Annotated in this window: 19 protein-coding genes; 3 read left to right on the top strand and 16 right to left on the bottom strand. The window is 39.7% G+C overall.

The window, feature by feature from the left end:
• Positions 1-6 precede the first annotated feature (6 nt).
• The 4 genes from Ga0466249_RS05305 to Ga0466249_RS05290 form a co-directional block, all read right to left on the bottom strand.
• Positions 7-666, bottom strand: a complete 660-nt coding sequence (locus Ga0466249_RS05305) for an MBL fold metallo-hydrolase (protein ID WP_215828405.1) — start codon at positions 664-666, stop codon at positions 7-9.
• A 63-nt stretch (positions 667-729) separates the two neighbouring features.
• Entirely contained in the window at positions 730-1341 is a 612-nt protein-coding gene (locus tag Ga0466249_RS05300; protein ID WP_215828404.1) for a TetR/AcrR family transcriptional regulator, read from the bottom strand.
• Between the two features lie 191 nt (positions 1342-1532).
• On the bottom strand, positions 1533-2864 hold the full coding sequence (locus tag Ga0466249_RS05295) for an MFS transporter (protein WP_215828403.1): 1332 nt from the start codon (positions 2862-2864) through the stop codon (positions 1533-1535).
• Between the two features lie 73 nt (positions 2865-2937).
• On the bottom strand, positions 2938-3639 hold the full coding sequence (locus tag Ga0466249_RS05290; protein WP_215828402.1) for an RraA family protein: 702 nt from the start codon (positions 3637-3639) through the stop codon (positions 2938-2940).
• A gap of 140 nt (positions 3640-3779) precedes the next feature.
• Here Ga0466249_RS05290 and Ga0466249_RS05285 point away from each other — a divergent pair, with 140 nt between their 5' ends.
• Positions 3780-4664 carry a LysR family transcriptional regulator gene (locus tag Ga0466249_RS05285; protein ID WP_215828401.1) on the top strand — a complete coding sequence of 295 codons (885 nt, stop codon included), beginning with the start codon at positions 3780-3782 and terminating at the stop codon, positions 4662-4664.
• Positions 4665-4675: 11 nt separating this feature from the next.
• On the opposite strand, the gene Ga0466249_RS05280 is transcribed toward Ga0466249_RS05285, so the two are convergent.
• The 3 genes from Ga0466249_RS05280 to Ga0466249_RS05270 all read right to left on the bottom strand — a co-directional run bounded on the left by Ga0466249_RS05280 (position 4676) and on the right by Ga0466249_RS05270 (position 7457).
• Complete coding sequence (locus Ga0466249_RS05280; RefSeq protein ID WP_246588488.1) at positions 4676-6679, bottom strand: oxidoreductase; 2004 nt, start codon at positions 6677-6679, stop codon at positions 4676-4678.
• 78 nt (positions 6680-6757) lie between these two features.
• On the bottom strand, positions 6758-7189 hold the full coding sequence (locus Ga0466249_RS05275; protein WP_215828400.1) for a MarR family winged helix-turn-helix transcriptional regulator: 432 nt from the start codon (positions 7187-7189) through the stop codon (positions 6758-6760).
• 106 nt (positions 7190-7295) lie between these two features.
• The gene (locus Ga0466249_RS05270) at positions 7296-7457 is read right to left on the bottom strand and encodes a hypothetical protein (RefSeq protein WP_215828399.1); all 162 of its coding nucleotides are present in this window, start codon (positions 7455-7457) and stop codon (positions 7296-7298) included.
• 173 nt (positions 7458-7630) lie between these two features.
• Here Ga0466249_RS05270 and Ga0466249_RS05265 point away from each other — a divergent pair, with 173 nt between their 5' ends.
• Positions 7631-8215 carry a nitroreductase family protein gene (locus Ga0466249_RS05265; RefSeq protein WP_215828398.1) on the top strand — a complete coding sequence of 195 codons (585 nt, stop codon included), beginning with the start codon at positions 7631-7633 and terminating at the stop codon, positions 8213-8215.
• Positions 8205-9242, top strand: a complete 1038-nt coding sequence (locus tag Ga0466249_RS05260; protein ID WP_215828397.1) for a M42 family metallopeptidase — start codon at positions 8205-8207, stop codon at positions 9240-9242. Before Ga0466249_RS05265 ends, Ga0466249_RS05260 begins: the two co-directional genes overlap by 11 nt.
• A gap of 100 nt (positions 9243-9342) precedes the next feature.
• Here Ga0466249_RS05260 and Ga0466249_RS05255 read toward each other — a convergent pair whose 3' ends face one another.
• The 9 genes from Ga0466249_RS05255 to Ga0466249_RS05215 form a co-directional block, all read right to left on the bottom strand.
• Positions 9343-10230 carry an AraC family transcriptional regulator gene (locus Ga0466249_RS05255; protein WP_215828396.1) on the bottom strand — a complete coding sequence of 296 codons (888 nt, stop codon included), beginning with the start codon at positions 10228-10230 and terminating at the stop codon, positions 9343-9345.
• A 77-nt stretch (positions 10231-10307) separates the two neighbouring features.
• Positions 10308-11552, bottom strand: a complete 1245-nt coding sequence (gene fabF, locus Ga0466249_RS05250; RefSeq protein ID WP_215828395.1) for a beta-ketoacyl-ACP synthase II — start codon at positions 11550-11552, stop codon at positions 10308-10310.
• Positions 11553-11901: 349 nt separating this feature from the next.
• A complete protein-coding gene (locus Ga0466249_RS05245) occupies positions 11902-12930 on the bottom strand; it encodes a protein-glutamate methylesterase/protein-glutamine glutaminase (RefSeq protein ID WP_215828394.1) in 1029 nt (342 codons plus the stop codon).
• A 5-nt stretch (positions 12931-12935) separates the two neighbouring features.
• Positions 12936-13751 carry a CheR family methyltransferase gene (locus Ga0466249_RS05240; protein ID WP_215828393.1) on the bottom strand — a complete coding sequence of 272 codons (816 nt, stop codon included), beginning with the start codon at positions 13749-13751 and terminating at the stop codon, positions 12936-12938.
• A 57-nt stretch (positions 13752-13808) separates the two neighbouring features.
• Positions 13809-15533, bottom strand: a complete 1725-nt coding sequence (locus Ga0466249_RS05235) for a methyl-accepting chemotaxis protein (RefSeq protein ID WP_215828392.1) — start codon at positions 15531-15533, stop codon at positions 13809-13811.
• Entirely contained in the window at positions 15530-16024 is a 495-nt protein-coding gene (locus Ga0466249_RS05230; protein WP_215828391.1) for a chemotaxis protein CheW, read from the bottom strand. Before Ga0466249_RS05230 ends, Ga0466249_RS05235 begins: the two co-directional genes overlap by 4 nt.
• A 31-nt stretch (positions 16025-16055) precedes the next feature.
• Complete coding sequence (locus tag Ga0466249_RS05225) at positions 16056-17876, bottom strand: methyl-accepting chemotaxis protein (protein ID WP_215828390.1); 1821 nt, start codon at positions 17874-17876, stop codon at positions 16056-16058.
• A 43-nt stretch (positions 17877-17919) separates the two neighbouring features.
• Positions 17920-19962 (bottom strand): chemotaxis protein CheA, encoded by a 2043-nt coding sequence (locus tag Ga0466249_RS05220; RefSeq protein ID WP_215828389.1) that lies wholly within the window; start codon positions 19960-19962, stop codon positions 17920-17922.
• Between the two features lie 26 nt (positions 19963-19988).
• Positions 19989-20351 carry a response regulator gene (locus Ga0466249_RS05215; protein WP_215828388.1) on the bottom strand — a complete coding sequence of 121 codons (363 nt, stop codon included), beginning with the start codon at positions 20349-20351 and terminating at the stop codon, positions 19989-19991.
• Positions 20352-20444: the final 93 nt, after the last annotated feature.

Below are 20444 nucleotides of genomic sequence, written 5' to 3'. Positions count from 1 at the left end.
CTGTACCTAAACAAGCTTTAAAATTTGTTTCCTGCTAAAAGGGCCCCCATGCCCGCTGTAAAATGTGTGAGCATGTTCTAGTAACATTCGGATATTATTAAATAATGCTTTTTCATCATTTGCAAAATAAGCCGCACATGCATTTCCAGTCAAAGGGGATGAAACCACCATATCACCGACAATGGCCTCTCCCGAATCTAAAAGAACCGTGATAGAACAATCGCTGTGCCCAGGCGTATAGATTATTTTTCCTGCCACGCCATATTGATTTAAATCAAACATCGACTCAACGATAATATCTGGTTCCACAGTCTGACATAGGATTGGCTCATTTTTCAAAATCATTTCTAATACTCTCTCGCCCAATTCATTTCTCGGGATAACTTTCGGATTTTTACCGGTTTTTAAAGCATCTACCGCATTCTTATGGCAAAGCACTGGAGCATCCGTTAGTTCTTTAAGTTCATGAACATGCGCAAAGTGATCGGAATGACCATGGGAAATTACGATGAGATCAATATCTCGGGGGTTAATTTTGAGCTTTGAAAATAGCTCCACATACTTCTCACGCGTAGCATCTGTTCCCGTATCGACTAACAGCAGCCCTTTGTCCCTCACTAAGAACAAATTAGAAATACCTAGAGTAATTGTCGTTATTTCACTCATTCTATTTCTCCACCTCTCATTTTGCTTTTAATACTGACCATTCAGTATTAAGTATTTAAAAAATTACTCATGGTATTTATGATACGCTCCATGAGTTGCCATGAACACTTTGACAAAAAGTTTGCTTAATCCTTCTTGTTTAATCCCAAAATAATTTGTCCAGGCATCGCGAAAACAAATATAAGCATAATTAGGAATAATATTAGTAAAGAACTCTGCCACTAAACGCTCTTGCCTATCATAATCATTCCAATTCTCTAACCCTGAAAAGGTATTTTCCTTGTCTATTAGCGCTTCGACAATTTTAAAAATCACTGGTTTTTTGTTTGATTTTTTTAGCGATTCAATCATGATAATACGAATTAAATCCGCATTGCTTTCCTCGAAACGCGAATATCTAGTCTGAATCCGCTCAGCTAATTCCCTTGCCTTCGTCTGATGCGTATCATTTTCAGCTATGGCAATCAATTCAAGATAGTCACGCACAAATTTTTGAATAAGCACTTCTAAAATTTCATCTTTACTTTTGAAATGATAATAAATTACTGATTTTGGTACATTTGCTACTTGCGCAATTTCGTCAACCCGCGAACCTGCAAAACTTTTTTCAGCGAATACTTGAATTGCCGCTTGCAAGATTCTAATTTTCGCATCGGGTATATTCTTCCTTATCATACATCACCTTCATCGCTTTAATACTGACTTTTCAGTACTAAAAGTAACATGAATATACTTATTTGTCAAGAATCGCAAAATAAAAGAGGCCCAAGTTAACTGTACGTGGACCTCTCGAATCTGGCAAGAATTCAATGGATGCTAACTACCACAACTCTTTTTTGCGGCAGTTTAGGATTGTTAAGAGGACATTATTCTTGAATTGGTTCATCAACCGTTAAAATTACAAGCAAACTTAAAGCGGCGCACAGAGCAAAAAATGAAAATACTGCCCCATAATTAAATTTATCCAATAAAAATCCTGCGAACATTGGCGAAAAAACACTCCCCAAATGTCCTCCACTATTTACTACTGCAATGGCAATCGGAAAAGTCTTCTTAGTTGTAAGTCCCATTGGATATGCTGTAAATGCTGAAAAACCAAGATTAAGTAAAAATCCAGTGAAAAAAAGCATGATTCCCAAAAGTCTCGCATCGGCAGGTGAGTTAATCAAGAGAAGCATCATAATAGCTGTCGATAATGTACTTACCAGCATCAGTGGCTTGCGCCGTTTATCGAAAATTTTATCAGCAATCCACCCCCCAATTAAATTACCTAATACTGCCCCAATCCATGGTGCAGAAGCAACAAAACCCATTTTGATAAATGAAAAATGCTTTTCATTTACTAAGTAAGAAGGTATCCAAGTAAGTATTCCATTAACCACACTTAGCATTAAACAGTAACCAAAGGTATTTCCCCAAATATTCCATGAGCAAAAAATTTGGGCATTTGTCTCAATTTTAGAAACATGCTTTAAATGAATCAATTTATCCAACCACAAAAACGATTTTTTCTGTTGTATTTCCTTCTGCTGATTGGCTACTGCTGTATTTTTAATATAATCTACTTCACCAGGTGAACAAAACGGACTCTCTTCCGGACGATCTTTTATTAAAAAATACCATCCCGCTGCCAATATTATTCCCGGTAACGCAAACCAATAAAAAACATATCTCCAGCCATATGATTGCATAATTGCAACACAGATAGGCGGAACAATGACAGGAGCAAACTTAGCTGCAGCTAAATAAATACCAGAAGCTATCCCCTTTTCTTTTGGCGGAAACCAAGTATTAATAGTAGCAGCCATGCCCACAGGTGTTGGCCCTTCCGCAAGACCTAGTCCTAAACGATACATTTTTATCATAAAAGCTGACCCTGAAGTTCCGATTAACCCGGTAAATACTGAAACCATAATCATTGACAGTGCCATCAATTTTTTTACCCCAAACAAACTATACCAGAATCCGGCCGGAATTTGCGTAAGGGCATACCCGACAAAAAAGAAACTGGCTAAGGACCCTGCCTCAAAATTACTCAGTTGAAACTCGGCCTTAATCACAGGCAATACTACTCCAATGTTTGCCCGATCACCATAAGAAAGAGTATAAATCACAAAAATAAATGCCAGAACAAACCAACGATATCGTGTAACGGTTTCAGCTCGTTGAATCTTATGCCGCTTTGCTGTTAACAACATTTCCATCGCTCCATTTTATCTTTAATCTAGTAAATAAATTTCTATAAATAGCTTACTTATGTTGGCCGATTAATCAATAACCACGATCATCCCACGCCGCCTCAATGAACTCGCATCCTTTTTCCTTCAGCATTTTATCTACCCAGGAAATATCCCAAGAATTGGACTCAATCGCTTTCATTATTCCAAGTTCTTTAGCAACCACTGCTTTAGCCCTTTCCATAATATCAGCGGCTTCTCTGGGATTGATAACAACAACACTATCAGCATCACCGACCAAAATATCACCCGGATTCACGACTATTCCGCCTAAAGCTACAGGTACATTTATCTCACCCGGTCCCTCCTTATAGGGACCATTCGACGTGGTTCCAACAGCATAAACCGGAATATCCATATTCTTGATCGCATCTGAGTCACGTACAGCCCCGTCGATAACAAGACCAGCAATTCCCCGTTGTTTTGCCCTTGTTATCATTAACTGTCCAGTTACAGCATTAGACAATTCCCCCTGCACGGCGACAACAACGACATCTCCAGTTTGAGCCATCTCAATAGCCTTATAAAGCAAGAGATTATCTCCAGGTCGTGCCTTAACAGTAAACGCAGTACCCAATAAAGGAGCCTTATTTAATGGCCTAATCTTAGCATCAATACAAGCACTACGATTCATACAATCATCGATATTGGCAACTGGGATGCCCCTAAATCCTTCTACAACCGAACGTGATGGACGATTAAATTTTGTATAAATTCGAAAACCTGTGTTTGTCATAAAAATCAACCCCATTCTATATTGATAAAATTTTTAGAAGATTATCTTTAGTCTCATTTTACAGTAAAGAATAAACGTAGTAAAATGAATTTAATAGCACTGAATTATTAATGTTTTTAATAATTCAAAGGAGATTAACTATGCAAATTCATGACATTCAAGCCTTCTTGGCGGTTGTTCGTACTAAAAACATAAGCCGAGCCGCCGAAGAAATGTACTTATCACAATCTACCATCACGCATCGACTAAAAAATCTGGAATTAACAATGGGAGTCACGCTTCTTGATCGCGGGCGAGGCATGAAAAACATTTACCTAACACCATCAGGAAAAGATTTCCTACAAATAGCCAAAAGGTGGGACGTCTTGTGGAAAGAAACTGAATTTTTAAAGAAACAAGGCGATCATATGGCCTTATCCTTCGGTACATTAGAAAGTCTTAACCTAAGTGTTTTTCCATCTCTTTTTATATCGCTAAGCCAGCATATACCAAAAATCAGATTAGAAATCCATACACAACATACAGACGATCTTTATTCTTCTGTAGAAAGAAGACAGATTGATGTTGCATTCGTACTACGGGAAATTTTTTCACCAAACATAAAAAAAGAACCATGGGCAACAGCCCCTATGGTTCTTTTAAAAACTAGCAACCCAAGTGAAGCAGAAAAAATAATGATTGACAATAATAACTTGAATGCGGATAACGAAGTATATACCCCCTGGTCTGGAACTAACTTTACGTCATGGCATGATCAATGGTGGGACCCTACCTGTCGATATCGCATAAATATTACAGGTGTCAATCTTATCCTTACTTTACTCCAAGACGTCGAAAAATGGGCTATCGTACCTATGTGGCTAGCACAATACGCCACCAAACTCGGTAACTTTAGTTATTATCGGCTATCCAATCCGCCCCCTGATCTGATTTGCTACAAAATAACCCATAAATTTCCCAAACCAAGTACGCAAAGAAGTCTTTTAGTTCTTAATGAATATCTTAAGAATATAAAAATATCGTAGTCATTGCATCATTATATATCTCTAGCTACTTCATAAGCATCCCAAATAGCGTACATGATATTTTGTACTTTTCTGGCATCACCTAATAAATAAATCTCTCCCACAGCATTTTTAACTTCATCATACAACTTTCTTTGCCCATTATAGCCAATACAGATAATGGCTGAATCGGCTTCAATTGTTTCTGTCTGATCATTACACTTAACAATAAACCCTTGCTCGTTCGCTTTAACAATGGCTGTCTGTGTTCTAATATCCACGCCTTTGAATTTCAACAGTTCTTTTAGCATTTCGTCATTAGCGGAACATAAAGGCCCGCCTACCTTTAAGATGCCATCCATCATCTCGACAATAGTTACCTTTTTGCCTGCTTGCGCCAGCCATAATGCCGTCTCACAACCGACAAGACCTCCGCCAATAATCACAGTTGACTTGCCTGGATCTTTTTTACCAAGCAACACGTCTTCCGCAGTAAATACCTTGTCATCGCCATCTTCAATGCGCAGCATTTTAGGTGTGGACCCTGTAGCTACAATCACCGCGTCTGCATCTTGCTTGGTCATCATTTCTTTCGTAACTTCACTATTTAAGTGCACATCTACCTTAAGATCCTTGAGTTCTAAAGTGTACCAATCAGCTAACTTGATATCATCTTCTTTAAAGTCAGGTGCTCCGCCTGGTATCACATTGCCACCCAGTCTACTACTCTTTTCATAAAGCGATACCTTATGTCCACGCAGTGCACAAACCCTGGCTGCTTCACAACCAGCCACACCCCCGCCAACAATTACAACCTTTTTCATTACAGTTGCCTGTTTCAAGTCATATTCTCTTTCTCTACCGACTGCAGGATTTACAGCACAAGAAAGCGAGGCAAAATGCTGTAGTCTCCCCATACAGCCTTCCTGACAGGATAAACAAGGACGAATTTTTTCGATTTTCCCCTGACGTATTTTATTAGGTAGGTCAGGGTCGGCCAGCAAGGGCCTTGCCATGGAAATCATATCGGTCTTACCTGTAGCAATTGCCTCACTGGCAAGATCAGGATCATCCACTCTGCCAGCCGTAATTACCGGTACTTTTAGTATCTGTTTCAATATTTCATTATAGGGTAAATACATGCCTTTTTTATGATACATCGGCGGATGGCTCCAGTACCAGGAATCATATGATCCGACATCGCCATCAAAAGCGTCATATCCAGCTTGTTCAAGTAGTCTGGCAACTTCCTTCCCTTCTTCAATGTCACGGCCTTTTTCCACAAAGTCCTCGCCTGGAAGTCCGCCCTTGTTCCAGTCTTTAATAAAGCTTTTAATACTATAACGTAGAATCACAGGAAAATCCTGACCACATTCAGCTTTAATCGCTTGAACAATCTCACTGGAAAAACGCAAGCGATTCATCAAACTCCCGCCATATTCGTCCGTTCTATGGTTAAAGAAGGAAATGGTAAACTGATCTAATAGATATCCTTCGTGAACAGCATGAATCTCTATTCCATCAAACCCGGCCTTTTTCGCAATAGCCGCCGATTCAGCAAACTTCCTGACATAAGTTTTAATCTCTGCTATGGTCAGTTCCCTGCATACCAGTCCAGGAACCCATCGATGCGGAATAGGCGAAGGACCAATAGCCTCCATGGTGCCATTGATAGCGGGAACACTGACCCGTCCAAATCCAGCCGACAATTGCAGAAATATTTTTGCATCATAGGCGTGAATTCTTTCAGTCATTATTTTTGCCGTTTTCACAAAGTTTACAGGATTCAGTGTCGGACAAGCCATAGACGGCATAGCACTTTTTTCAATTTCATTTTCAACATAAGTGACACCAGTCAGAATAAGACCGGCGCCGCCTTTGGCTCTGGCAACATAGTATTCGACACCTTTTTCGTTATACACACCGTCTTCTGTTGTAAGTCCGCCAGGTCCCATTGGTCCCATAACAATTCTGTTCTTAATTTCAAGTGTTCCAATTTTTATCGGATTAAAAAGATTGGCATGTTGCTGTTTCAAATTAAATCCCCCTTTATTTGCTTTTTATTTTCAATTTTCATCTAAAAATTGAATGCTAATATTGACAACCATGATCCATTACATTTTTCGATTAATATTCATATTAAGCTTAAAAAGTATTTTCCGTAATAATGCAATTTCATCGACAGATAAAGAAGCATATAAACTGCTCATTAGTCTCTCTTCCAAAGGAGCTACTTGCTTAATTAATAATCGTCCATTTTCTGTAATATTAATTAAAAAAGAACGTCGATCTTGTGGATTGGCAGCTCTTTTTATCCAGCCTTTTTTCTCTAATTGGTCCAGTATCTTTGTAATATTATTGGGATCTTTCTCAGTGCGCTCCGACAACTGTCGCTGTGAAATTCCGTCTTGTTCAGCAAGTTTATTTAAAACTGCCCATTGTTCTGATGTAATATCAAAAGACTGAAAGCTTACACTGAAGTATTGGTTAACCTTTCTGGCAACCGTGCTAATAATATAGCCTAGCGAATCATCAATATTTAACATAAAGTCTCCTTACTAAATAATATTATATTATCTAATATTATTATACGTATACATACTTTTGTCAAGTAAGGTACTACAAAAATCAAATTATATGTCCATTAAACAATTACTTGCTTAATTCGTCAGTTTGTCTTTGCAAGCATTTAATTTGGTCTTGTAGTGCTTTAATATCTATCTCCAATTTTTTGGTGGACTTCTCTTCTTCTTTCGTTTCAAATAGTCCGTTAGCCAGTACATTCAACTCATCAATTGTTAATGATTGCGCCATAACAAAACCCCAGAAATCAACATGTGTATTATAAATTTTGTCTATGCTTGCTGCACCCCGTGGAGCTGTTTAGCCATGCCAATCTAAAATCAATATTTGATTTTCGCAATAAACTTCTTTACAATAGAAAAAAGAATATTTTTCTATACGATTTTAAACACTGGAGGAATAACATGGAAACGTTAGAGGCCATTAGGCAAAGAAGAAGTATTCGAGAGTTTCAAAATGAACCTGTACCACAGAAAGCGATCGAAGAAATTTTAGAATTGGCCATGAAAGCACCTTCAGGAAAGAATCGTCAACCATGGCGATTTGTTGTGTTACAAGATCAAAAAAAAGCTGAATTCGTCAACGTTATGGCAAACGCTATAAGCCTTCGAAGACAGCAAGGTTTAGATATTGGAAGTTCTAAATTAAGCCTCAAGGCGATAAAACAGGCACCCGTTGTCATTTTAGTATTTAATGACTTTTCTCATTCTGAAAAAGACTACAATCACTTTAAATTATTGACTGATACTCAGTCAATCGGTGCGGCTATCCAAACAATGATTTTAGCTGCACAAGATTTTGGACTCGGCACCCTTTGGATTTGTGATATTTTTTACTCTGAACGTGAAATATGTTCATGGTTAAATCGTAGCGATGAACTTGTAGCAGCAGTCGCAATGGGATATGCCAACCAATCCCCTTCTCCACGCCCGCGAAAATTATGGAATGAAGTGACAGAATGGATAAGAGGAAATGAAGATGGATTATAATAAAAAAGAAATTTTAGCCTATTTAAAAGAAATATTAGCAATATCCAGTCCTTCAGGCTATACCAAAAATATAATGGATTATCTAATACACGAACTAGAGACTCTAAATATTTCGTATTTTACAACCATTAAAGGTGCAATAATAGCAACTGTTAAAGGTGAAAATGATGAGTACGAGCGAACTTTTTCTGCCCATGCTGATACTCTTGGCGCGATGGTTAAATCCATAAAACCCAATGGAGCGCTTGCGCTGACGTTGATCGGAAATTATATGATGTCCTGTGTCGAAGGGGAAAACTGTACGGTTGAAACACTGGACGGAAAATCTTATTCGGGTACCATTCAAACAATAAAACCGTCCGTACATATTAGCGGTGACGAAGCAAGAGAACTTAAAAGAATTCCGGAAAATATGGAGATCATTTTGGATGAAAAGGTTTTCTCAAATTCTGATGTTGAAGAACTGGGAATAAACGTCGGGGACTATATCTGCATCGACACGCGCACAACGATAACTGAAAAAGGTTTCATCAAAAGCAGATACTTAGATGACAAGGCCAGTGTGTCTATCTTGTTATATGTGTTAAAGTATATCACCCAAAATCACCTAAAACTTGCCTATACAACGAACTTTTATATAAGTAATTATGAAGAAGTTGGTCATGGCGCCAGTTCTTGCATACCACAGAAAACAAAAGAATTTATTGCTGTTGATATGGGGGCCCCAGGTTTTAGCCAAAATTCGTCAGAGTATAGTGTGTGTATCTGTGCAAAAGACACTTCAGGCCCCTATGACTATGAGCTAAGGAAGAATCTAATTCAAACTTGTAGAGAGTATCATATCCCATATAAAACAGATATCTATCCCCATTACAGTTCGGATGCTTCAGCCATACTTCGCGCTGGATGGGATGTAAAAACAGCACTTTTGGGCCCGGGTATATTTGCTTCTCATGCTTATGAGAGAACGCATATTGATTCTATTTTAGCGACAATTGACCTGATAATTAATTACATCATGAAATGATAATTTATGAAGAGGTACAAAGCGTTAATTGCTGTCCAAAAGGCAATTAACGCTTTCCTAGTTTAATTCTTTATATTCATTCAGGTCTGCACAATAGGATTCACATTTTATTGGCCTCAACAATGGGCTGATAGATGTCTAACTCACAATAATTATCTTTACATAAATTATTATTGATATATTCAAATCTAAACGTATCGGCAAATTTATAACCTGATTTAAAGATCCATTTAGAATACATATGAACAAGCAATCGCCCGACTTGCCTGCCATTAATATCATCGGGACGAAAGAAACCAACAAAACGAAAGATTACATATTTGTGTGCGGGGATAGCAATGCCCTCCATATTATCCGGCATATGTTCAAGATCGTGAACTTGTAGGGATGGCATATAATAAATGCAGCCATTGTCAGTATCACTCCAGTCTGTATAACCAAAGTAAATTTGTGAGTCAACTGAATTCATGATTCTGTGCCTCTGATTATAAAAGAAATCCCTACCATAAAAATTAGCAACCCTGTCACCCGATTTACTAAGAATTTTATGTTTCACACCCACTAGGTAAAATTTTTGTTTAAACATAAAAGCGGGCTTATAGATAACCGAGTTATTCATGGACATAATGTCATCAATATTGAGTTTTTCTTGAATAACGAGCGACGTGGGATCTACTCTGATCTTCAGCGGCGTAATACCAAATTTTTTCCGAAAAGCTCGAATATAGGACTGTTCATAATCAAAACCATAATCCATAGCAATATCAATGACTCTTCGATTTGTATCCTTTAAATCAGAAATACTAGACGAAAGTTTTCGGAACTGGACATATTCCATCAAGGATTCTCCTGTCAACGATTTAAATATTCTAATCAAGTGGTACTTCGATATACTACAGTGCGTCGCTATATCATCTAAATTGATCTTCTTGTATAGATTATCTTCTACATATTGAAGACACTCGGCAATCGTTTCTTTCAAATCCATTGTGATATGCACCCCAATCTCCTACTTGCCGTTTCATTCATTTTAAAAAGACTACTATAGTAGTATCTCTTGGATTCTTATAAAAATGGATAAGACTTGAAAATCAGTGTTGCATTATGCCCGCCAAATCCAAAAGAATTTGTCAGGGCATAAGTAATATCCGCCTGCCTCCCCTGATTTGGAACATAATCCAGATCGCATTCATTATCAGAATTCCGATAATGAATGGTAGGCGGCAAAAATCCCTCTTTAACTGCCAAGGCAGTAATGATGGACTCAATGGCTCCGGCAGCTCCTAACAAGTGACCTGTCATCGATTTAGTAGAACTTACGGCGAGCTGGTAGGCATGCTGCCCAAAAACAGATTTTATTGCAGCTGTCTCACTTTTATCGTTTAATTCCGTTGAAGTGCCGTGAGCATTGATGTATTGAATATCCGTAGGATGAATGGCAGCGTCCGCCAAAGCGAGTTTCATACACCTTGCACCGCCTTCTCCGCCAGGTGCAACGGCTGTAATATGATATGCATCATTCGTACAACCATAACCTACGATTTCTGCAATAATATTTGCCCCACGCGCTAATGCATGATCAAGTTCTTCTAGAATTAACATCCCTGCCCCTTCTCCCATAACAAATCCATCCCTGTCACGATCAAAAGGCCTGCAAGCCGTATAAATATCTGGATTTGTTGTCATGGCTTTATTCGCGCAAAAGCCAGCCATAGCCAAGCGGGTAATGGGCGCTTCAGCACCACCAGCAATCATCACATCAGCCGTATTTCTTTGAATGACTTTAAAAGCATCACCGATCGCGTTTGTAGATGAAGCGCAGGCAGAGACGACACATTCTACGAATCCTTTTACACCAAGCTTAATAGCGATCATTCCAGCTGCCATATTAGGTAACATCATGGATACCATAAAAGGACTAACACGGTTTGCACCCTTTTCTAAAAGTATACGATGTTGATTCTCAAGAGTTTCCAGACCACCAATTCCGGAACCTACGATCATACCAACCGTTTCCTCATTCATTATTCTACTCGGATCTAACCGCGAGTCTTCGAGAGCCATCTGAGCTGCTGCCAGTGCATATTGGGAAAACCGGTCTGTTCGCTTACTCTCTTTTTTCTCAATAAAATTATTCGAATCAAAATCCTTTATTTCTGCCGCAACCTTGGTAGGCAAATCACTTACATCAATCCTTTCAATAGGACTAATACCATTTTTTCCATTTTTAATTGACTGCCAAAATGACTCCACATCTAAGCCTAAAGATGTAACTGCGCCCATTCCAGTAATTACTACACGACGATCCATCTATTCGTCCCCCGCTCTCATCATAAGTTTATTTCAATCATAGCCAGTCAACTTCAGACCTACTACTGTTATTATCCCAGAAGTATCATTGACTTGTACTAAGGTTAACACATATTGAACATTAAAAATGAACAACTATTGCTTTTTGGTGGCACTACCAAATGAACAGCTAGCAAATTGCACAAGAAACTTTCCATGTAAAAAAACCTTAGCCATATCAAAATCGGCCAAGGTTTTTTCATATCATATTACAATAATAATAAAATCATAAAATACCATGAATTTCAATAACCTATTCCAAAATTCAAGCCCTTATTGTAATTAGAAAACACAGTTCGTAAGAAATCACCTAGCCCAGTAAAGAGCAGAGCACTTGTGGAATAGCTGCTAGCGATGCCTGTCTTTCCACGGCTCCAATATTAAAAGCAACTTTTGGCATACCATAGACAATGGAACTGGCTTCATCCTGCCCAATCGTTCTTGCACCGTTTTTTTTCATTGAAAGCAACCCTTTCGCCCCGTCATAACCCATACCTGTCAAAATAATACCAATGGCATTACGGCCAACTTCCTGGGCAACCGATTCGAATAATACATCTACTGACGGGCAATGACCGTTCACCCTTTCACCAAGAAAGCACTCAACACTATACTCATGAGCGCCCCGCTTGACACGCATATGGTAATCACCGGCGGCAATCAAAACACGGCCCGGCAGTACCAAGTCGCCTGTTTTCGCTTCCTTCACTTCAAACGGACACGCATTATTTAGGCGATTGGCATACATAGCAGTAAAACCGGCTGGCATGTGTTGCACAATGACGATACCCGGCATATTGACAGGGAGCCTTTTTAATACTGCGGCAATCGCTTCTGTTCCACCTGTTGAGGCCCCCATAGCGATGATGCCATTTCGTTTAACTAACCCCTCTCTTCTGGCAACTGATACAGGACTAGTCAAATTTTTACGTAGCATTACCTTAGCCGATGAAGCAATTTTGATTTTAACGATTAGTTCATTGACAAACGCATCAATCCCACGACTACTTCGCAAATCCGGCTTAGTCACAAAATCAACCGCACCCGCATTCAAGGCATCTAAAACGTTTTCGCCCAATGAACTGACCACAACAACCGCAATCGGATATTGCGGTATAAGCTTTCGTAAAAATTCAATCCCGTTCATTCGAGGCATCTCGACATCCAATGTCATCACATCAGGCTCAAATTCTAAAATTTTATCCCTAGCCATATACGCGTCAGACGCGGTTGCCACGACTTCGATGAATGCATCCTGGGCAATTTTTTGCGCTAAAGTTTCCCTGAAAATAAGTGAATCATCGACTACCAAAACCTTTATCTTCTTAACACGAATCACAGTCTTTATTCCTTTCTGTAAACAGCAGGTGCAACAAATTGATATTTGCTTTCATGGCGATTCAAGGATTCAGAGTGACCAATAAACAAGTAGCCCCCTCGTTCCATATTATCATAAAAGCGATTGACTAGTTCCTGCCTAGTTTCAGCATCAAAATAAATCATGACGTTACGGCAAAAAATAAGGTGAAATTTTTTCTTAAAGGGAAACGCTGCGTTCATAAGATTAAACCGCCGAAATATGACTTCCTCCCGGATTCGCTTGGTAAGAACGCTAAATTCTTCGTCGACCTTACAAAAATATCGTGTCTGCCAGTTTTTAGGGAGCGTTTTCAACAAATCGCTAGAATACATAGCGGCCTGGGCCTTTTTCAACGCTGCCGTAGAAATATCGGTAGCCAAAATCTTTGTGTCCCACCCTACCTTGTTTGATCCAAAAAAATTATCAATAAGCATTGCCAAAGTATATGGCTCTTCCCCTGTAGAACATCCTGCGCTCCATAGTCGTAGATCCTTGTGTTTAGCCTCAACTTTACTAAGATAGGGCAATACCTCTTGCTCCAAGAACTCAAAATGCTTGGGTTCGCGCAAAAAATAGGTATGATTTGTAGTAAGCTTGTCCAAAAGAATACTTCCGGCCTTACCCGTATGATCACTAACAATATATCGAAAATATTCGGAAAAACTATTGAAACCACTTTGCACCATATAGTGATGTAAACGTCCATATACTAATGTTCTTTTCTGAGCTAAATTAATTCCGTAATTTTGCTTAACAAACTGGACAAGTTCATTAAATTCCTGATCCGTTAATAATTCCATGGACTGTCGCCTTTCAAAGTATACAAATAAATTGCCAAAAACGGAAATATATCTTCATTAGTACTTGTCAAATTCATTGTCATCAAGAATAATTTGGGTCTTTGACGTCAGCTGTGGTTCATGCATGGCTGATTTTCTTTCTGGCCTGGATTCTTGCTGCTTTTTGCCTAACCTCATCTCAATCGCCCGTAAAACTTCCGGACTGAGATTTTCTTCCCCCTGAAACTTGTTCGTTTGCTTTAATTTAAATTTGGAAACATTATTTTTCAAAACTTCCGCCTGACTAGATAATTCTTCACTCGACGATGCACTTTCCTCGGCCGTTGCAGAGTTAGTTTGTACCACTTGAGACACCTGAGCAATCGCCTGGTTCACCTGAGATATCGCCGTAGCCTGTTCATTGGAAGCACCCGCAATATCACCTACAAGTATCGCTACTTGCGCTACCCCGTCGACAATTCCATTCAATGCCTCTGACGTTTCGTTGGCTATTTTAGTCCCTGAATCCACCTTTTTAATTGATCCTTCAATCATCGCTGTTGTTTCCTTCGCCGCATCGGCACTCCGGGCGGCTAGATTCCTGACCTCTTCCGCCACCACAGCAAATCCTTTGCCATGCTGGCCGGCTCTGGCTGCTTCCACTGCGGCATTCAAAGCTAAAATATTGGTTTGAAACGCAATTTCATCAATGACCTTGATAATCTTGGAGATATTGGCCGACGATTCGTTGATTTCCGCCATGGCCTTGACCATGCCCTGCATTTGATCTTTTCCTTCTACAGCCTTACCTTTAACAGACATCGACAATTCATTGGCCTGATTGGCATTCACTGCATTCTGCTTAGTCTGGGCAGCTACCTGCGTCATCGATGCGGTAATTTCCTCAATCGAACTGGCCTGCTCGGTGGATCCCTGCGACAGCGCCTCCCCTGACGCGGCAATTTGCTGTGAACCGGCAGCCACTTGCTCTGCTGCAAAATTGATATTCATCATCGCCAGGTTGATATGTTCCGCCATATTATTAAATGACTGCGCCAGCATTCCGACTTCATCCTTCATATGTACATTCACTGTGACATTAAGATCACCTGTGGCTATTTTACTGGCCGCTTCAACCACTCTACTCACAGGCCGAGAGATGCTTCGCGCTACATAGATGCCAAAACTTACGGATATCATGACTCCGATGACGACAAAAACAATCATCATAATCATAGCTTGCTGTGCAGCTTCCTTATTGGTAATCGCTCTTTGTTTTGCCGCCTTTACCTTCAGATCTTTTAGCTGATTGAAAATATCTGTAAAATTATTCGCTATACGAATACCGTCCGTTTGCATCAATTGATCGGCTTGTTCACTTTGTCCGGCCTGATCTAATACAAAAATTTTTTTTGCAAAAGGCTCATATTCGGTAATCGTGGCATCGACGGTTTTGAGCAATTTCTGACCTTCGTCAGTAATCATCGTATTTCCAATATTAGCGCGTTCTTCTTTTATTTCGTTGATGCGTGCCGAAAATTGTTTTATATTTTCGGATTTAATTACAGCATCCTTATTCATTATAACATCTCGGACATTTACCCGACTTCTTTGATAAGCCTCCGTAATATTTCCCATTTGTGCCAGCGGCACTGTATCGTTTTCATACAATGCAGTATCGGCCTGAGCCACTTTATAAAGATTTACTACACCAATCAAACCGACAATTGCGGCAATCACAGCAGCACAAAGAAACGCAACAGTCAATTTTTTAGCGATTTTTAAATTCTGAAACCAATTCATTTTGACTCCTCCTTTAATTTCGCCATTTCATCATCACTTAGTAGCCTGTCGCAATCAAGGATTAACTTTATGTCATTTCCCACTTTTCCGATTGCTTGGGTAAAGCGCTGATGATAACTGCTGTTAATCTTTGGAGGAGAAGCTAAATCCTGCTCAGGAATGGACAACACTTCTGCCACCGTATCAACAATAAGACCTACTGCTACTTCTTTTATCTCAATAACAATGATGCACGTCCGACTATCATATTCTCTCGGCATTTTTTTAAACCGTAGCCTTACATCAATAACAGGAATGATTTTGCCTCTTAAGTTAATGATCCCTTTCACATATCCCGGTAGGTCAGGAACTTCGGTGACTGACTGCATACCGATGATTTCTGTGACAAACCTAATTTCAATTCCGTAGACCTCCGACCCCAAGGAAAAAGTTAAGAATTTATCCTTTTGTGTATCATCTAGTTCCAAATCATTTCCTACCACCTCGGCCATAATACAGCTCCTTTCTTAAACCGCAAATTGTCTAGTACTTGTCAAATTCGTTATCGTCAAGAACAATTTTAGTCCTTGCAGTCAACATGGGTTCGTGCTTGGCTGACCTTTCTTCGGACTTGGATTCCTGCTGTTTTTTGTCTAGCATCATCTCAATGGTCCGTAAAACTTCCGGACTGAGATTTTCGCCCCCCTGAAACTTGTTCATTTGCTTCAATTTAAATTTGGAAACATTATTTTTTAAAACTTCCGCCTGACTAGATAATTCTTCACTCGACGATGCGCTTTCCTCAGCCGTTGCAGAGTTAGTTTGTACCACTTGAGACACCTGAGCAATCGCCTGGTTCACCTGAGATATCGCCGTAGCCTGTTCATTGGAAGCACCCGCAATATCACCTACAAGTATCGCTACTTGCGCTACCCCGTCGACAATTCCATTCAATGCCTCTGATGTTTCGTTGGCTATTTTAGTCCCTGAATCTACCTTTTTAATTGATCCTTCGATCATCGCTGTTGTTTCCTTCGCCGCATCGGCACTCCGGGCGGCTAGATTCCTGACCTCTTCCGCCACCACAGCAAATCCTTTGCCATGCTGGCCGGCTCTGGCTGCTTCCACTGCGGCATTCAGAGCTAGAATATTAGTTTGAAACGCAATTTCATCGATGACTTTTATAATCTTGGAGATATTGGCCGACGATTCGTTGATTTCCGCCATGGCTTTGACCATGTCTTGCATTTGGCTTTTCCCTTCTACAGCTTTTCCTTCAACAGCCGTAGACAGTTCATTGGCCTGATTGGCATTCACTGCATTTAGCTTAGTCTGGGCAGCTACCTGCGTCATCGATGCGGTAATTTCCTCAATCGAACTGGCCTGCTCGGTGGATCCCTGCGACAGCGCCTCCCCTGACGCGGCAATTTGCTGTGAACCAGCAGCCACCTGCTCTGCTGCAAAATTGATATCACCAAGAATTTGATTATTCCTTTTTATCATTTCGCCTAGCTTCTTACCTAACAAATCATTCTCTGATCTTACCTTTACTTGCACCGTCAGGTCACCTTCTGCAACTTTTTCAATAATAACCGCCTGTTCACGTATGCTGTCTACCATTTTATCGAATGACTGCATAAGAAATCCTATTTCGTCCTGCGTTGTAACCTCAACATTTACATTCACGTCCCCTACAGCAAGTTTATCTGCCGCTTCAGTCAATGCTTTAACCGGTTTGGCAATCGCCCTTGCAGTAAAGACCGCAATAACAGCTCCGGCTCCTAAGGCCGCTACGCCGAAAATAATCACTAACCACATTATCTTACTTTGCTCATCCACCATGCTTTTAAAATCTGCATTCATTTGCTGCGTGCGAAATTCCTGATATTTCTCCAACTGGTTGATCAATGCTTTGTTCTGTGGCGCTGCTTCAACAAGATTCACCTGCACCGCTTCCTGGTCTTTCCCTGCTTTTTTCAAATTAATTACTTTCTTTGCAGTTTCCGTATAACTGTTGTCGAGTTCTTCCACTTGTTGTATCATTTGGCGCCCCACTTCAGTCAGAGCAGCATCATGTAACTCTTTTTCGAGCTGACGATTACGACTTTCCAACTTTTCAAATGCTTGTAGAGCATTCTCGTCACCTGTCATCAAATAATCACGGAAGACGATCCCACGATTAGCCGCATTAAAAGCATTATCGGCGGATTTTCCTATTAGCGGCATTCTTTGAGCTTCAATAATTTTCATTTCTTGGATGTTCTGCATCAAATCATAAATCGTAATTCCAGAGGCAACCAAGCTGATAAAGACCACCACAAAAAAGCCGGTCAATATTTTTGCAGTCAAGCTTTTTTTCAACATGATATCACTCCTAATCGCAAATGTATGGGCAACGCCAGCCTTACTACCCATCGACGCCATTTGAACTAGCTCGTTGCATTAAGCCGCTTATGTCCAGGATTAAACTGATACTCCCGTCGCCAAGTAAAGTACAGCCTGCCAATCCTTCCACGTGCCGAATGTTCTTAATATAAGACGGCAAGGCTTTTACAACCACTTGTTGCTCGCCAATCAGTTCATCCGCAAAGAGACAAAATAGTTTACTTTCGTTTTCTACCATAATAATGATCCCATCTGTAAAACGAGTAATAGTAGTGTTTACTTTGAATATCCGATGGATTCGGAGTATGGGATAACATTGTCCTCTTATCATGATCATTTCATTACCATCAGGATCAACTACAAGATGACTTTCCTTGGCTTTAAATGACTCTTTTATCGCAGTAATCGGAACAGTATAACGAGCATCCCCCACACTGATCGTCATGCCGTCAACAATAGCAAGTGTAAGGGGAATTTTTAAAGTAATGGTCGTTCCCATACCGGGATTGCTATCAATTAATACAACGCCGCCAATACTATTGACATTTTTGATCACTACATCCATACCCACGCCTCGGCCGGAAAATTCAGTTACTTCCTTATTCGTCGAGAAACCAGGGGCAAAGACAAAAGAAAAAATTTCCTTATCAGTCAACTCACTTTCAAGTTTACGTATCAACCCGTTTTCTCTCGCTCGCTGCAGTATCTTTTCCTTATCCAGTCCACGACCATCATCTTTTATAAGAATAAACACGTCATTACCAGCATTCTTCGCTTCCAGTGTGATCTTGCCATCCGCCCGCTTTCCTGCTGCCACTCTTTCTTCACTACACTCAATACCGTGGTCAACTGCATTTCGAATCAAATGCATGAGAGGATCGGCAATATGCTCAATAATGTTTTTATCAACTTCCGTAGCTTCCCCAACTAATTCCAGCTGTACTTCTTTATGAAGCTTCTTGCACATATCGCGAACAATCCTATACATTTTATGGAAAGTTGTCGTCAGCGGTACCATGCGTATCGACATTACCGTGTCCTGGATGTCACCAGTAATCTTTCCCAACTGCCGAGCCGCTTTACTAAAATTATCAAGCACTAATCCCTTCAAATCGGGATTTTGCGTTACCATTGCTTCTGAAATGACCAATTCTCCAACCAAATCCATAAGCTTATCCAATTTGATAACATCCACACTAATCATACTTTGGTGACCTACGCTAAAATTCTCTTTATCTCGAACTTCAGAAGATTGTTCTTTCTTCACTAGAATTTTGTCCGCTTGATCTTCTAGTATGATCTGCTTGTGCTGAACTGAATTCTCCTCATCAGGAACCTGCATCTCTTCGAGTTCAAAATCCCGAAGCAAGATGGTATTGCTCAGAACAGCCTCAATCTCTTTACGTGAATGTTCCGTTGAAAAAGATAGTTTGAATCCTTCTTTGCGAATAATCTCGGCTGTTGCATCTTCTTCCATAATATTGTCCGGTATATATTCAATGTTTTGGACAATGTTTTTTAAGTTGTCCAATATGGTATAGGCCCTGATATTCTCCATTTCGCAGCCAGCTTCAAAAAATATTGTAGCCTGGAAAAAGCTCTGTTTTCCAACAGATACACTCTCGGTCTTAGCTGTTTTCACACTATCCGGATTCACTTGTTTCAATGCTTCCAAATAATTTTTGATAGTAGTATCTAATAAAGACACATCATTGTCAGCCTTGCCACCCTCTCTAACATTTTCCAATCCGTCTTTTATAAAATCAACACCCGCTAAAAGTAGATCTGATAGTTTAATGAAATCAACATTGGATGGTTTAACTTCGCGCAGATAAAAAAATACATCTTCGATAGAGTGGGTAAGTATAGCAATATTGTCAAACATCATCATTCCTGATGCACCTTTAATGGTGTGTATTATCCTGAATATTTCGTCAATACTTGTGAGATCATATCTATCAGATTTTTCATTGCTTAATATTATTTGTTCCAATTGCTCTAGCAGTTGCCCCGTTTCAAACAAATACATATCAAGCATCGGTTCCAATGTTTGATCATCTGACATTATAATTCCCCCTTGGGTTTGCGCTTTTACAAGGCAGAAACTTTTTGTAGGGTCTCTATCACTTTGTCTTCCTTAAATGGCTTCACAATAAAATATTTCGCACCATTCACAAGTGCTTCTTTTACATAACTTGTTTGCCCCATCGCCGATACCATCACAATCTTAGCTTGAGGATCTTGTTGCAAAATATCTTTTAATGCCTCTATCCCCGACATTTTAGGCATAGTAATATCCATTGTTACAATATCAGGCTTGTATTGGGCATATTTTTTTATTGCCTCTTCACCGTCTTTAGCCTCTCCAATAACTTCATATTCGTTCTTTTCAAGCAACTTTCTAAGAGCAAACCGCATAAAAGACATATCATCCACAATTAATACCTTTTTCACACCATCAACCTTCTTTCATTACTTTTTTAACAATGAAATTGACTGAACACTTTGATCCGACTTCAAAGTAAAAAAATAACACCTGGGCATAAA

The sequence above is a fragment of the Pelorhabdus rhamnosifermentans genome, assembly GCF_018835585.1.
Classification (GTDB): domain Bacteria; phylum Bacillota; class Negativicutes; order UMGS1260; family UMGS1260; genus Pelorhabdus; species Pelorhabdus rhamnosifermentans.
This window is presented reverse-complemented; position numbering and strand designations above follow the sequence as displayed.

What these genes read in the sequence shown, in the direction of transcription:
- Ga0466249_RS05305 (WP_215828405.1), bottom strand. Translation starts at nt 666, where the DNA reads ATGAGTGAAATAACGACAATTACTCTAGGTATTTCTAATTTGTTCTTA.
- Ga0466249_RS05300 (WP_215828404.1), bottom strand. Translation starts at nt 1,341, where the DNA reads ATGATAAGGAAGAATATACCCGATGCGAAAATTAGAATCTTGCAAGCG.
- Ga0466249_RS05295 (WP_215828403.1), bottom strand. Translation starts at nt 2,864, where the DNA reads ATGTTGTTAACAGCAAAGCGGCATAAGATTCAACGAGCTGAAACCGTT.
- Ga0466249_RS05290 (WP_215828402.1), bottom strand. Translation starts at nt 3,639, where the DNA reads ATGACAAACACAGGTTTTCGAATTTATACAAAATTTAATCGTCCATCA.
- Ga0466249_RS05285 (WP_215828401.1), top strand. Translation starts at nt 3,780, where the DNA reads ATGCAAATTCATGACATTCAAGCCTTCTTGGCGGTTGTTCGTACTAAA.
- Ga0466249_RS05275 (WP_215828400.1), bottom strand. Translation starts at nt 7,189, where the DNA reads ATGTTAAATATTGATGATTCGCTAGGCTATATTATTAGCACGGTTGCC.
- Ga0466249_RS05270 (WP_215828399.1), bottom strand. Translation starts at nt 7,457, where the DNA reads ATGGCGCAATCATTAACAATTGATGAGTTGAATGTACTGGCTAACGGA.
- Ga0466249_RS05265 (WP_215828398.1), top strand. Translation starts at nt 7,631, where the DNA reads ATGGAAACGTTAGAGGCCATTAGGCAAAGAAGAAGTATTCGAGAGTTT.
- Ga0466249_RS05260 (WP_215828397.1), top strand. Translation starts at nt 8,205, where the DNA reads ATGGATTATAATAAAAAAGAAATTTTAGCCTATTTAAAAGAAATATTA.
- Ga0466249_RS05255 (WP_215828396.1), bottom strand. Translation starts at nt 10,230, where the DNA reads ATGGATTTGAAAGAAACGATTGCCGAGTGTCTTCAATATGTAGAAGAT.
- fabF (WP_215828395.1), bottom strand. Translation starts at nt 11,552, where the DNA reads ATGGATCGTCGTGTAGTAATTACTGGAATGGGCGCAGTTACATCTTTA.
- Ga0466249_RS05240 (WP_215828393.1), bottom strand. Translation starts at nt 13,751, where the DNA reads ATGGAATTATTAACGGATCAGGAATTTAATGAACTTGTCCAGTTTGTT.
- Ga0466249_RS05235 (WP_215828392.1), bottom strand. Translation starts at nt 15,533, where the DNA reads ATGAATTGGTTTCAGAATTTAAAAATCGCTAAAAAATTGACTGTTGCG.
- Ga0466249_RS05230 (WP_215828391.1), bottom strand. Translation starts at nt 16,024, where the DNA reads ATGGCCGAGGTGGTAGGAAATGATTTGGAACTAGATGATACACAAAAG.
- Ga0466249_RS05225 (WP_215828390.1), bottom strand. Translation starts at nt 17,876, where the DNA reads ATGTTGAAAAAAAGCTTGACTGCAAAAATATTGACCGGCTTTTTTGTG.
- Ga0466249_RS05220 (WP_215828389.1), bottom strand. Translation starts at nt 19,962, where the DNA reads ATGTCAGATGATCAAACATTGGAACCGATGCTTGATATGTATTTGTTT.